Source organism: Allobosea sp. 2RAB26 (assembly GCF_052115465.1).
Classification (GTDB): Bacteria; Pseudomonadota; Alphaproteobacteria; order Rhizobiales; family Beijerinckiaceae; genus Allobosea.
Genome location: NZ_JBFRGS010000004.1, coordinates 307,022 through 319,503 on the forward strand (window position 1 = coordinate 307,022; position 12,482 = coordinate 319,503).

The following is a 12,482-nucleotide window of genomic DNA, read 5'->3' on the forward strand; positions in this document are numbered from 1 at the left end:
GGCCGAGACCCGAACCCTGAAGCTCGTCTATTTCGCCTGGGTCCGCGAACGCATCGGCGTTGCGGAAGAAACCGTGGAGGTGCCCCACGAGGCACGGACCGTGGCTGACTTGGTGGATTGGCTGAGAGGGCGCGACGAAGGCTACGAGATGGCCTTCGAGAATGCCGCGATCGTGCGCGCCGCCATCGACCATGTCCATGTCAAGCCGGAAGCCTCCCTCGCAGGCGCCAGGGAGATCGCCTTCTTCCCGCCGATGACGGGCGGCTGAGGCAAGCCGGGCCCACGCCATGACTCCGGTCGTCCGCATCCAGCGCGAGGATTTCGACCTCAACGCCGAGGTCGCGGCGCTGACCCGCGACCGGACCGATATCGGCGCCGTCGTCACCTTCGCCGGGCTTTGTCGCGATGAAGGTGGCCAACTGGCAGCGCTCGAGCTCGAGCATTATCCCGGCATGGCCGAGGCCGAGATCGGGCGCGTGGCAGCGGAGGCAGTCGAGCGCTGGCCGCTCAATGGTCTGGTCGCCATCCATCGTTACGGGCTGATCAGGCCGGGCGGACAGATCGTGCTGGTGGTCGCCGCATCACGCCATCGCCGCGCCGCCTTCGAGGCAGCCGAATTCCTGATGGACTATCTCAAGACCCGGGCTCCCTTCTGGAAGCGCGAGCACCTGAGCGACGGCACCATCGGCGGATGGGTCGAAGCCAAGGCCGACGATGATACCGCCGCAGCACGCTGGAACTGAATGAATGTCTGGCCAACAGAAGAGCCCGCTGATCTCCGCAGTCGGCGTAGCCACTCTGCTCGGCCTGGGCCACGCCCAAGCCGCCGAAACCGGCATCAAGACCTTCCGTGACTGGATCGCCGGATGCGACAATCTCAAGGGCTGCACGGCCTTGTCGCTGCCCGCGGAAGCAGCGAGCGATATCGGCTTCCTGAAGCTCGAGCGCTCGGCCGGACCGGCCGGTGCAGCCTCATTCTCCCTGCGTCTCAGAGGCGAGCAGCTCAAGGCGCCGCTCTCCGTACAATTGCTTCTGGATGGCGCCCCCTTCCCCGCCGCAGGCAAGAGCCTGCCCGCCCGTCGCGACGGTGAGGACAGCGCAACCCTTCTGCTGTCCGACGCCGATACCGAGGCCCTCATCGCCGCAGCGCGAAAGGCGACCCGGCTGACGGCCAAACTTGCCGGCAAGACCTACGACATCTCGCTCGCGGGTTCGGTCGCCGCCATGCTCTGGATCGACGAACAACAGGGCAGGCTTGGCGGCCCGAGTGCACTGATCCGCAAGGGCCCGGCCACGACCGTGCCTGCGGCGCCGGCCCTGCCTGTGATCGACGCGCGGGCGACTGCCGGGTTTCCTGCGCCCGACGCCAAGGCGACGAAGGCCATGGTGGTTGCGCTGCGCAAGCACCTCAAGCAACACGACCCCGACCTTTGCGACGACGGCGGCGACGCGGACTCGGATTCCGACAGCGTCTGGTCGCTTGACGCCTCCACGAAGCTGGTTGGCCTGCTCTGCTCGCGCGGCGCCTACAATGTCACGACCGGCTTCTGGAGCGTGACCGGCAGTGATGTCGCGAAGGCCAGGAAGGTCATGTTCCCTCAACCCGGCGCCAACAGCGACAATCTCCTGATCAATGCCAGCTTCGACCCAGCGACCGGACAGGTCGGCTTCTTCGGCAAGGCGCGCGGCATCGGGGATTGCGGCAGTGCCGGCAACTATGCCTGGACCGGCTCGGGCTTCGTTCTGACCGCCTTGAGCGAGATGCCGGAATGCCGCGGCGTGGATCCGGAGGACTGGCCGACGCTCTATCGAAGCGACGTGAAGCTCGCCAAATAGCAAAAGGCCCGGTCTCTCGACCGGGCCTTTGTTCGATCGCTCACGCTGCCTTGGAGGCTGGCCTCACCGCAGCGGAATAATCTTCCATGATCACCTTGCCCATATTGCCGGTGATGAACTTGTAGGGCCCGATTTCGGAGACCAGCGTCACCTCGGCGGCCGAGCCGGTGATAAAGCATTCCGAGAAGCCCTCGAGCTCCTCCGGGCGGATGCGCCGCTCGACCACTTCGAAACCGCGTGCCCGGCACAGATCGATCACGGACTGGCGGGTAATGCCATTCAGGAACCTGTCGGCGATCGGGGTGTGAACCACGCCATCCCTTATGAAGAAGATATTGGCGCCGGTGCATTCGGCGACATTGCCTTCCCAGTCGAGCATCATCGCGTCGGCATAGCCGGCCCGCTCCGCCTTGTGCTTGGAGAGCGAGCAGATCATGTAGAGTCCGGCAGCCTTGGCATGGACCGGCGCGCAGGCCGGGTCGGGACGGCGATAATCGGCAACGTCGAGACGCACGCCCTTCAGTTTCTGGGCCATGTCGAACATGCTCGGCCACTCCCAGACCGCGATCGCGGTATGGATGCTGTTGTTCATGCCGGACACAGCCATCATCTCCGAGCCGCGCCAGGCGACCGGGCGGAGATAGGCATCCTTGAGGCCGTTCTCCTTGAGGCAGAGATATTTGGCTGCGTCGATCTCGGCGACCGAATAGGGGATCGCGAAATCCATGATCTCGGCCGACTTGTGGAAGCGCTGCGAATGCTCGGTGCACTTGTAGATGACGCCGTCATAGGAGCGTTCGCCCTCGAAGACACAGGAGCCGTAATGCAACCCGTGGGTCAGTACGTGCACCTTGGCGTCCTTCCACGGCACGAGCTTGCCGTCGAACCAGATCACGCCGTCGCGCTGGTCGAAAGGAATGACAGACATGGGGCAACTCCTCTGCGAGTCTTCATGCGCCGAACTGGGCCACAAGGGCGTAGGGCGCGCAATCACTGAACAATTACTGCGCTGCAGCAACCGAAAGCGACATAATCAGTCGCCCCGGATGCTTGACCGGTAATCTTCCGTCTGAGATATGTCAACATGGCTGACGTAAAATATGGAGCGCCTCGTGACTGACACGCAAGTCCGATCGACCGATGCGCCCCGGCCCGCGCCCGCCGAGGACGTACCCTACGACCTGATCGAGCTCTTCTTCTTCGCCTATCGCGATTTCGTCAGCGACCCCGACCGCATCCTGGCGGATTACGACTTCGGCCGGGCGCATCACCGCGTGCTGCATTTCGTGCAGAGGCGCCCGGGCCTGACGATCGCCGAACTGCTCGACATCCTGCAGATCACCAAGCAGAGCCTCAACCGCGTGCTGAAGGAGCTTGTCGAGACCGGCTTCGTCGAGTCCCGCATGGGCACGCAGGACAAGCGCCAGCGCAACCTCTATCCGACGGAGACCGGCAAGGAGCTGGCCGTGAGGCTGGCGCGTCTCCAGGGCAAACGGATCAATGCGGCGCTCAGCGCCGTCGGCCCCGAGGCAGGCGAGCAGGTGGCGCGCTATCTCGCGGGGTTGATCGATCCCGCCGAACGCAAGAAGGTACTGGGCTTTCTCGCTACGCCGGTGTGAGCTGCGCGGCGAAGAGCATCCAAGCCGGACATGGCACCGTCGCCAAACCGGGGGATCCTGGTCTCCCGGCGGCGGGGATCGCGCTCCGGCTACGAAGAGGACCAAGCCCGATGACCGCAGCCAAGGCCCTGAAGCCGGTCCCCGACGAGGCCCCGCATATCCTCGTGGTCGATGACGACCGCCGCCTGCGCGACCTGCTGGCGCGCTTTCTCGGCGATCACGGCTACCGTGTCACCACGGCCGCCAATGCGGCCGAGGCCGATTCGCGCCTTGCCCATCTCGTCTTCGACGCCATCGTGCTCGACATCATGATGCCCGGCGAGAACGGCTTCGACTTTGCCCGTCGTTTCCGCGGCGGCTCCAACGCCCCGATCCTGATGCTGACCGCGCGCGCCGACAGCGCCGACCGCATCAATGGGCTGGAAATCGGCGTCGATGACTATCTCACCAAGCCTTTCGAGCCGCGCGAGCTCATCCTGAGACTTGGCAACATCCTCAAGCGAACCATCGTCGTGGATGCCCCGCAATCGGGCAGCCATCCTGATTTCGTCCGCTTCGGCCCCTTCATCTATGGTCTCGCCCGCGGCGAATTGCGCCATGGCGAGGAAACGATCCGGCTCACCGAGCGCGAGCGCGAGATCCTGACGGCCCTGGCCGAGCGTGCGGGTGAGCATGTCCCGCGCGAACAGCTCGCGGCGCAGGGCTCGGCGGCCAATGATCGCACCATCGACGTCCAGATCAACCGGCTGCGCCGCAAGATCGAGCGCGACCCGGCAGACCCGCTCTATCTCCAGACCGTTCGGGGTGTCGGCTACCGGCTGGTCACGGATCGGGGCTGAATCGATGCAAGTCGGCGCGCGTGGCATGCGCTTGGCTCAGGCAGTCGGCCTCGGCCTTCGGCGGGTCGGGACCGCGATGGGACATGTGCGGGTCGGGCTCGCACGCATGCTCAGGCCCGTGCTCAAGCTCGGCGGCCGGCCGCTGCGGATGATCGGCCGTTACATGCCGAAGGGCCTCTATCCGCGCGCCCTCGTCATCGTCATTGCGCCGGTCGTGCTGCTGCAGTCGGTCATCGCCTATGTCTTCATGGAGCGGCACTGGCAGACGGTGACGCAACGCCTGTCCTCGGCCGTCTCTGCCGACATCGCGGCGCTGATCGACGTCTATGAGAGCTATCCGCAGGATGCGCAGGCAAGCGTGCTCAGTCGCATCGCACTGGAGCGCCTCGGCCTGGATGTCGACATCATCCCGGACGCCGATCTGCCGCCACCGGGCCCCCGCCCGTTCTTCTCGCTGCTCGACAGTGCGCTCTCGACGGAACTGAGCCAGCAGGTCGCACGGCCCTTCTGGCTCGATACGGTCGGCCGCTCCAGCCTGATCGAGATCAGGGTGAAGCTCGGGCCGAACGTGATGCGGGTACTGACGCGGCGCAGTCAGGCCTATGCCTCGAACAGCCATATCTTCCTGATCTGGATGATCGGCACATCGCTGATCCTGCTGACCATCGCCGTGCTGTTCCTGCGTAACCAGATCAGGCCGATCCTGCGCCTGGCCGACGCTGCGGAGGCATTTGGCAAGGGACGCGACTCCGATTTCCGGCCGCGCGGCGCGCGCGAGGTCCGGCGTGCCGGCAACGCCTTCATAGAAATGAAGCGCCGCGTGGAACGCTCGGTCGGCGAGCGCACGACCATGCTCAACGGCGTCAGCCACGACCTGCGCACGATCCTGACTCGCTTCAAGCTTTCACTCGCACTTCTCGAACGCTCCTCGGAGATCGACGCGCTGGAGAAGGATGTCGACGAGATGAGCCGTATGCTCGAGGACTATCTCGCCTTCGCCCGCGGCGACGTCGGCGAGGCTGCGGTCGAGACCGATATCCGCGCCCTTCTGGAAGATCTGAAGGTCAATGCCGAACGGCAAGGCCATCAGACCGAGCTCGAAGTCGTCGGCGACCCGCTGGTCGTGATTCGACCGGACGCGATCCGCCGCCTGCTGACGAATCTCGTCTCCAACGCAGCGCGCTTCGGCGATCGCATCGCCATTCGTGCTACCCACGACGCCCGCTACCTGATCGTGATGATCGACGATGACGGCCCAGGCATCCCCGCCGGCTTGCGGGAGGATGTTTTTCGTCCGTTCTTCCGGCTGGATGAGGCCCGCAATGTCGACAGTGGCGGCACGGGGCTCGGCCTTGCCATTGCCCGAGACATCGCCCGGGCCCATGGCGGCGACATCATCCTGGCGGACTCGCCGCTGGGCGGCCTGCGCGCCACCGTCCGACTTCCGGTCTGATCTGCGCGACATCACGCCCCGCGGACTCGCGGGGGAGCGCTGTCGTCTCGGCCATCGCGGGCTACGCTGGACCTCACGACACGCCTTCGGGCCGGATCGCGCCGAGGCGCTGGAAATACGCGGCCGCCTGATCAAGGAAGGCCCTTACCTTCGCTGCCAGATGCTGCCCGCTCGGAACAACGAGGTGCACAGGCAGCGGTGCCGGCTCGAAATCGCGCAGCAGCCGCACCAATGTTCCCGCGGCAATGTCGTCTGCCACCTGGTAGGACAGCGGCCGTGCCAGCCCGCGACCGGCGCGGGCCGCAATCAGGCCCGATTCAATCTCGTTGACGATGAACCGGGGCGCGACGGCAACGCTCGACCCGCGCGCCGATCCGCCAAAACGCCAGAGCATGCCCTGCCCTGCTGCCACGCTGGCAATGGTGTCATGCTGCAGCAGGTCCGAGGGGCGCGACGGCATGCCACGGCTTGCGAGATAGGATGGAGCCGCGACCAGGAGGCGTCTGACCTCGCCGACTTTGCGTATGACCAGCCGCGAATCCGGCAATGGACCGATCCGGATTGCGACGTCGAGCCCTTCATCGATCATGTCGAGATTGCGGTCGGCCAGAACGAGTTCGACCTGTACCTCGGGATGCAGGTCCAGGAACTCCGTCACCAAGGGCGTGACATGGCGCCGGCCGAAGGCCAGCGGGGCAGTGACCCGCAGCAGGCCACGAACCGGGGCCGCGGCGACACCCGACATCGACGACTCGTAGTCGGCCAGCATCCGTCTCGCGGAGGTCGCGAGCGCACGCCCGGCATCCGTCGGAGTGAGTTGGCGCGTGGTACGGGCAATCAAGCGTGCGCCGACGCGTTCCTCGAGCCCGGCAAGAGCCCGCGTCACCGCCGGGCGCGAACGGCGCAGCTGCCGGCCCGCACCCGCGAGGCTGCCGGTATCAAGGATGGCGACGAAGATCGCCAATTCGTCGAGGCGGTCCAATCAATGTTCCTATCTATGGAATTCTGACTTTCAAGAATAGCGTGTTTCGCTCGGTAACTGAAACAAACAGACTGTGACCTCATCTCGTGAGGTCACCCCATGTCACAAACCGGCATCACCCTTCACAGCACGCCGCTCTCTGGCCATGGCCATCGCGTCGAGCTGCTGCTGCTGGCACTCGGACTCGATTATCGCTTTGCTTCGGCTCCGGCTGATGTGCGCAGGAGTGAAGCCTTTCTCGCGCTCAATCCGCTCGGCCAGATCCCGGTGCTTCAGGACGGGGCGCTGGTACTGGCTGACAGCAACGCGATCATGGTCTATCTGGTGAAGCGCTACGCTCCGGACAGCGCCTGGCTGCCAAGCGAGCCGCTCGCCGCGGCCCAGGTCCAGCGCTGGCTCTCGATCGCAGCCGGAGAGGTCATGCACGGTCCCTCGACTGCGCGGTTGATCACCCAGTTTGGACTGAAGGACGATGCCGCCCGCGCCGAGCGGATCTCCTCGCGGCTGCTCACCTTCATGGAAAGTCACCTGGCGGAGCGCGCCTTCCTCGCGGCGGAGCAGCCGACGCTGGCCGACCTTGCCTGCTATTCCTATGTGGCGCACGCTCCGGAAGGCGGCATCTCGCTCAAGCCCTACCCGGCAGTGAGAGCCTGGACCGCGCGGATCGAGGCTCTGCCCTTCTTCAAGCCGATTCCGCCCTCCCCGCTTCCCGCCAAGGGATGATGCGCCATGGACGATTCCCCCTTCCATCGAGGTGAGCTCGATGCACAGGCCCGCGCGGGCCTGTTCTCGCGCGGAGCCGGCATCCGCAGCCTCATGCCGGATCAGCACAGGACCTTCTTCCCGCTCCTGCCCTATCTCTTCATCGGCGGGCTCGGTCGCGATGGCTGGCCGATCGCAACCGTGCTGAGCGGAGAAGCCGGCTTCGTGCAAAGCCCCGCACCAACCCGCCTGCGCATCGCTGCGCTGCCCTCGGCAGCCGATCCGGCCGCCGAAGCGCTGGAAACGGACCGTCCCGTCGGCCTGCTTGGCCTCGACTTCACGACGAGGCGACGTAACCGCGCCAACGGTATCATTGCCGCACGTGATCCAGACGGTCTCTCGGTCGAGGTCTCACAGAGCTTCGGGAACTGTGCGAAGTACATCCAGACCCGCGTCCCGACAGCTATTGCCCGCTCGCCGGAGGTGGCGGAGCCACTGAACCGATTGGACGCGGCTGCCCGGACCGTGATCGGAGCCGTGGATACCCTGTTCATCGCCAGTTCGTCCGGGCCGCAGGGCGGATCAGCCGCGGGTGTCGACATCTCGCATCGCGGCGGCCGGCCGGGCTTTGTCCGGATCGACGGCGACGTCCTGACGATCCCGGATTTCACCGGCAACAGCTACTTCAACACACTCGGCAATCTGCTGCTGGAGCCGCGCGCCGCGCTGCTCATTCCCGACTTCGCGATGGGCGACATCATTCAGCTTCAGGGCGAAACGGAGATCGTCTGGAGCGGCCCGGAGCTCGGAACCTTAAGCGGCTCGCAGCGGCTCTGGCGCTTTCGCATCGCACGCGCCTGGCGGCGCAAGCGCGCACTGCCCTTCAACTGGTCGGCAGCCGAACCGGCGCCGACCACACTGGAAACCGGGACGTGGCAGCGAGACCGTTCCGCTGCCTGAGCCCTCGTCAGAAGAGCCGGCCACCATTAGGGACAGCGAGGCTGGGCCCAATCAGCACCACCTCGCCGTTACGGTCAGGCATGCCGAGCGTCAGGACCTCTGACATGAATTTTCCGATCTGGCGCGGCGGGAAATTGACCACCGCGAGGACCTGCCGGCCCGGAAGATCCTCGCAGCGATAGTGCGTGGTGATCTGCGCCGACGATTTCTTGAGACCAATCTCACCGCCGAAATCGATCACCAGCTTGAACGCCGGCTTGCGTGCCTCGGGATAGGGCAGTGCCTCGACGATGGTGCCGACACGAATGTCGACCTTGAGGAAATCGTCGAAGCTGATCGTCTCCGGCGGTTCGGACGTCGTACTCAAAATTTCTCCCAGGCGCGATCATGTGCGCTCGACTCGAGTTTGCGGACGGGCGCCGCCCTGTGCTGGGCGGCAGGCTTGCGGCTCGGGGCGGCTGCGCGAGGAGCGGGAGGGACGACGCTCGCCATCTTGCGTGCCATATACTGCAAGCCGGCAACGTCGCCGCCAAGCCTGAAGCGCGCGACCTGAGCCGCGAGGCGATCAGCCTCCTGCGACAGCGCATGCGCCGCGGCCGTCGACTCTTCCGCCATGGCGGCATTCTGCTGCGTCGCCTGGTCCATCTCGTTGACGGCGCTGTTGACCTCCTGGAGTCCAGCAGCCTGCTCCTGGGCTGCCGACGCAATCTCGGCAACCAGCGCGGTGACGCGGGTGATCTCGCCGGCCATCCGCTGCAGGGCATTGCCGGTCTGGCCGACCAGTGCGACGCCCTTGTCGACCTCGACGGTCGAAGCGGTGATCAGTCCCTTGATCTCCTTGGCCGCTTCGGCAGAACGCTGCGCCAGTGCCCGGACCTCGGACGCGACGACGGCGAAACCCTTGCCGGCATCGCCCGCGCGCGCCGCCTCGACGCTGGCATTCAGTGCCAGCAGATTGGTCTGGAAGGCAATCTCGTCGATGACACCCACGATCTGCGAGATCTCGTCCGCAGACTTCTCGATGCCGCCCATGGCCGACACTGCGTCGCGCACGATCTGGGTCGACTGCTCGGCCTCCGTCTTGACCTGAGTGGTCGCCTGGCTTGCGAGGCGCGCACTTTCGGCGGTCTGCCGTACGGTGGCGGTGAGTTCGTCGAGCGCGGTTGCCGTCTCCTCCACCGATGAGGCCTGCTGCTCGGTCCGGCTGGCGAGGTCATCGGCCGCCTGGCTGATCTCGCCCGAGCCTGCCTTCATGCTTTCGGTGTTGGTCGCAATCTGGCGCATCGTCTCCTGCAGCCGGGCGATCGCGCCATTGAAGTCGTCCTTGAGCTTGACGTAGTCGGCGGCAAAGACATCCGCGATCCGGTAGGTCAGGTCCCCCTCGGCGAGATGTTCAAGACCCGCCCCGAGCGCACGGACAACCGTTTCCTGCTGGGCGGAACTCTGGGCCCGCTCGGTTTCGTTGCGGCGACGATCCAGGTCGGCGGCATCGCGATGCGCGCTCGCCTGCGCCTCGACGCGCTGCTTGTCGGCCTCGATCTCCTCCTTCGCCAGAGCCGCATCGCGGAAGACGACGAGAGCACGCGCCATGCTGCCGATCTCGTCGCCACGCTCCTGATGCGCGATCGGGTTTTGCAGATTGCCGGTCGCAAGTTCGTTCATCGTGTCCGCAAGCGAGGTCAGCATGCTCGACGAGCGGCGGCTCAGGAACACGACCAGACCAAGCATGAGCAGGCCAAGCGGAACCAGGACCTTGGCCACATCGAGCATCATGCCACGGAAGGCCGCGTCGACATCGTCGACATGCAGCCCGGAACCGACGACCCAGTTCCATTTCGGCACGGAGACGACATAGGAAATCTTGAGAGAAGGCTCCTTGTCGCTCGTCCTCAGCCAGAAATAGTCGAGAAATCCGGTGCCCTTTGCCTTGGCGAGTTCGACCATCTCCTTGACGAAGAACTTTCCGGTCGCATCCTTCAACGGCATCATGTCCGTCGTCTCGATCTTCTTGTTGGCATGCAGAACGCTGATGCCGTCGAAATTGACGACGAAATAGTAGTTTCCGTTGTCGAAGCGCGCTGCGGAAATGGCATCGAGCGCCATCTTCTTCGCCTCGGGTTCCTTCAGCTCACCCTTATCAGCCCGCGCCAGAAAGCTGTTGACCGTCGATGCAGCCGCCTCGACGGCGTTCTTCATCTCGGCGCGCTTGAGGGCGATCATCTCGCTGCGGGCCTGGACGAGCGTGAAGCTCACCCCACCGATGGCGAGGACGGCCGCGAGAATGGCGATGAGACCGAACGAACGGCCGATGGACAAGGCAGCAAGCTTCTTCAGAAACGGCATCGAGTGAGCCTCGCGAGGTGTGATTCTTCACACTCCCCGGGCAACAACTAAGGCCTTGTTAATTCTGCCCCGTTTTCGCCTCATTTTGCTGGCGCGCGGCGATGCTAGATGGCGGGAGCGAAATCCTCGTTATCCTCGCCCCGGCGGCCATCCTCGCCACGCTCCCGGCGGCGAACCCGCGGACGGGCTCCGCAGAAGGCACGGGCGAGTCCGCGCAACGGAGCCGTGAGCCGATGGATATCCTCGGCCCGCGACATCACCCAGCTCGCAGTCTTCAGTTCGCGATCGAGACGGGCCATCGTCCGGGAGAGTTCGGGCTCGTCATCGTCGAGCCAGACATCGGCGACACGTGCCATCAGCAGCACCGCGCCCTGCACGCGCACCCCTCCCAGCGCGTCCTCCGTCGGTATCCCCGCCGAGGCGAGCATGTAGCGCCAGGAATTGACCGCACCGCGATTGAGAGCCGCGAGTGCCAGGGGATCGCGCCGCAGCGCCGGCATCACGCGCCGCAGGCCGGCCTTGTAAGGGGCAAGAGCATCGAGGCGGCGCATGACCAGGTCGAACGTCCGCTCGCGGTAGGATTCGTCTGCGAGGTCATCGGACTGGCCGGCGAGCACCGCATCGTCGACGATACGGGTCAGCCCGCCGAGAATGGCGAGCTTGGACGGAAACAGGTTGCGCAATGTCGCAAGCGCGACGCCGGCCTCGCCAGCGATATCGCCAAGCTCGATCTCGTCCCACGGCCGCGCGGCCGCAAGATTGAAAAGCGCGTCCACCACCGCCTTCCGCGAGTCGGCGGGCGGCGCGCCTGCAGCAGGCTTTTCAGCTTTGGGGGAAGCGGGTTTGCGGGCCATCGGACCTCTCCATTCGCAAAGCGATGACGGAAAGTAGGTCTGGATCACGGCCGAGGAAAGGCCGTTCAGCCGGAAAGCTCTTCGGCGCGACGTTTGGCGGCAGCCACCGCGCGGCGCATCAGCGGCGCAAGTCCGTTATCGGCCATCAGCACTTCGAGTGCTGCCGCCGTCGTTCCGGCAGGCGAGGTCACGTTCTGGCGCAAGGTCGCCGGCGACAGCGGCGATTGATAGAGCATCTCCCCTGCTCCTTCGATGGTGCCCCGCGCCAGGCGCTCGGCCGTCTCGGCCGGAAGTCCCGCTGCGACGCCAGCTGCCGCCAGGCACTCGACGAGATGGAAGACATAGGCGGGACCGGAGCCCGAAACGGCTGTGACCGCGTCGATCAGATCTTCGGTTGCAAGCCATTCGACCTTTCCGATGCTCCCGAGCAGCGCATCCGCCATCGCCCGTTGATCAGCACTGACGCCCCTGCCGGCGGCAGCCGCAGTGACGCCGCGCTGTACGGAAGCCGGCAGGTTCGGCATCGCGCGAATGATCGCCGTGGCATTGGGCAGACGCGCCGAGAGATCGCCGAGTGTCTTGCCGGCCAGAATGGAAATCAGCAGGGTCTGCGGCTGGATGAACGCCTGGACCGAGGGCGCTGCCGTATCGAGCATCTGCGGCTTGGTCGCGAGCACGAGAACCTCGGTCGGCGGCACCGAGCGCGGCTCAGGATTGAGCGCGATGCCCTTCTCGGCCGCCAGCGTCGCGATCTCGTCCGAGGGTTTGGGGTCGATCAGCGTGATTCCGGTCGGATCCATGCCGATGCGCAGCCAGCCCTCGAGCATGGCGCCACCCATCTTGCCCGCACCAATGAGGACAAGGGTTTGCGGCAAGGAACGGGACATGGAGGCC

14 protein-coding genes are annotated in these 12,482 nt (G+C 65.4%); 8 read left to right on the forward strand and 6 right to left on the reverse strand.

The genetic code is table 11. The features are described from left to right. Window positions 1–16: 16 nt before the first annotated feature. The 3 genes from moaD to AB4118_RS09535 are packed head-to-tail and all read left to right on the forward strand — an operon-like array spanning window position 17 to window position 1,836. Window positions 17–268: a molybdopterin converting factor subunit 1 gene (gene moaD, locus AB4118_RS09525; RefSeq protein WP_113512320.1), complete on the forward strand. Its 252-nt coding sequence runs from the start codon at window positions 17–19 to the stop codon at window positions 266–268. A gap of 19 nt (window positions 269–287) precedes the next feature. Continuing rightward, the gene (locus AB4118_RS09530) at window positions 288–743 is read left to right on the forward strand and encodes a molybdenum cofactor biosynthesis protein MoaE (RefSeq protein WP_441489493.1); all 456 of its coding nucleotides are present in this window, start codon (window positions 288–290) and stop codon (window positions 741–743) included. 4 nt (window positions 744–747) lie between these two features. After that, window positions 748–1,836 (forward strand): DUF1176 domain-containing protein, encoded by a 1,089-nt coding sequence (locus AB4118_RS09535; protein WP_441489494.1) that lies wholly within the window; start codon window positions 748–750, stop codon window positions 1,834–1,836. 40 nt (window positions 1,837–1,876) lie between these two features. On the opposite strand, the gene AB4118_RS09540 is transcribed toward AB4118_RS09535, so the two are convergent. After that, entirely contained in the window at window positions 1,877–2,764 is an 888-nt protein-coding gene (locus AB4118_RS09540; RefSeq protein ID WP_441489495.1) for a branched-chain amino acid aminotransferase, read from the reverse strand. Between the two features lie 172 nt (window positions 2,765–2,936). Here AB4118_RS09540 and AB4118_RS09545 point away from each other — a divergent pair, with 172 nt between their 5' ends. From AB4118_RS09545 to AB4118_RS09555, 3 genes are all read left to right on the forward strand, one after another. Beyond that, a complete protein-coding gene (locus AB4118_RS09545; protein ID WP_441489496.1) occupies window positions 2,937–3,455 on the forward strand; it encodes a MarR family winged helix-turn-helix transcriptional regulator in 519 nt (172 codons plus the stop codon). A 110-nt stretch (window positions 3,456–3,565) separates the two neighbouring features. Further along, window positions 3,566–4,294 carry a response regulator gene (locus AB4118_RS09550; protein ID WP_069879638.1) on the forward strand — a complete coding sequence of 243 codons (729 nt, stop codon included), beginning with the start codon at window positions 3,566–3,568 and terminating at the stop codon, window positions 4,292–4,294. 106 nt (window positions 4,295–4,400) lie between these two features. Then, a complete protein-coding gene (locus tag AB4118_RS09555) occupies window positions 4,401–5,747 on the forward strand; it encodes an ATP-binding protein (RefSeq protein ID WP_441489652.1) in 1,347 nt (448 codons plus the stop codon). Window positions 5,748–5,820: 73 nt separating this feature from the next. Here the strand turns inward: AB4118_RS09555 and AB4118_RS09560 are convergent, their stop codons facing one another. Further along, entirely contained in the window at window positions 5,821–6,729 is a 909-nt protein-coding gene (locus AB4118_RS09560) for a LysR family transcriptional regulator (protein ID WP_441489497.1), read from the reverse strand. Window positions 6,730–6,828: 99 nt separating this feature from the next. Here AB4118_RS09560 and AB4118_RS09565 point away from each other — a divergent pair, with 99 nt between their 5' ends. Both AB4118_RS09565 and AB4118_RS09570 read left to right on the forward strand, forming a co-directional pair. After that, entirely contained in the window at window positions 6,829–7,452 is a 624-nt protein-coding gene (locus AB4118_RS09565; protein ID WP_441489498.1) for a glutathione S-transferase, read from the forward strand. A 6-nt stretch (window positions 7,453–7,458) separates the two neighbouring features. After that, the gene (locus tag AB4118_RS09570; RefSeq protein ID WP_441489499.1) at window positions 7,459–8,391 is read left to right on the forward strand and encodes a pyridoxamine 5'-phosphate oxidase family protein; all 933 of its coding nucleotides are present in this window, start codon (window positions 7,459–7,461) and stop codon (window positions 8,389–8,391) included. Between the two features lie 7 nt (window positions 8,392–8,398). On the opposite strand, the gene AB4118_RS09575 is transcribed toward AB4118_RS09570, so the two are convergent. The 4 genes from AB4118_RS09575 to proC all read right to left on the reverse strand — a co-directional run bounded on the left by AB4118_RS09575 (window position 8,399) and on the right by proC (window position 12,475). Further along, on the reverse strand, window positions 8,399–8,758 hold the full coding sequence (locus AB4118_RS09575) for a tRNA-binding protein (protein ID WP_441489500.1): 360 nt from the start codon (window positions 8,756–8,758) through the stop codon (window positions 8,399–8,401). Next, a complete protein-coding gene (locus tag AB4118_RS09580; RefSeq protein ID WP_441489501.1) occupies window positions 8,755–10,734 on the reverse strand; it encodes a methyl-accepting chemotaxis protein in 1,980 nt (659 codons plus the stop codon). Before AB4118_RS09580 ends, AB4118_RS09575 begins: the two co-directional genes overlap by 4 nt. A gap of 104 nt (window positions 10,735–10,838) precedes the next feature. After that, window positions 10,839–11,510 carry a TetR/AcrR family transcriptional regulator gene (locus AB4118_RS09585; protein WP_441489502.1) on the reverse strand — a complete coding sequence of 224 codons (672 nt, stop codon included), beginning with the start codon at window positions 11,508–11,510 and terminating at the stop codon, window positions 10,839–10,841. A 143-nt stretch (window positions 11,511–11,653) separates the two neighbouring features. Then, window positions 11,654–12,475, reverse strand: a complete 822-nt coding sequence (proC, locus tag AB4118_RS09590) for a pyrroline-5-carboxylate reductase (protein WP_441489503.1) — start codon at window positions 12,473–12,475, stop codon at window positions 11,654–11,656. Window positions 12,476–12,482 lie beyond the last annotated feature (7 nt).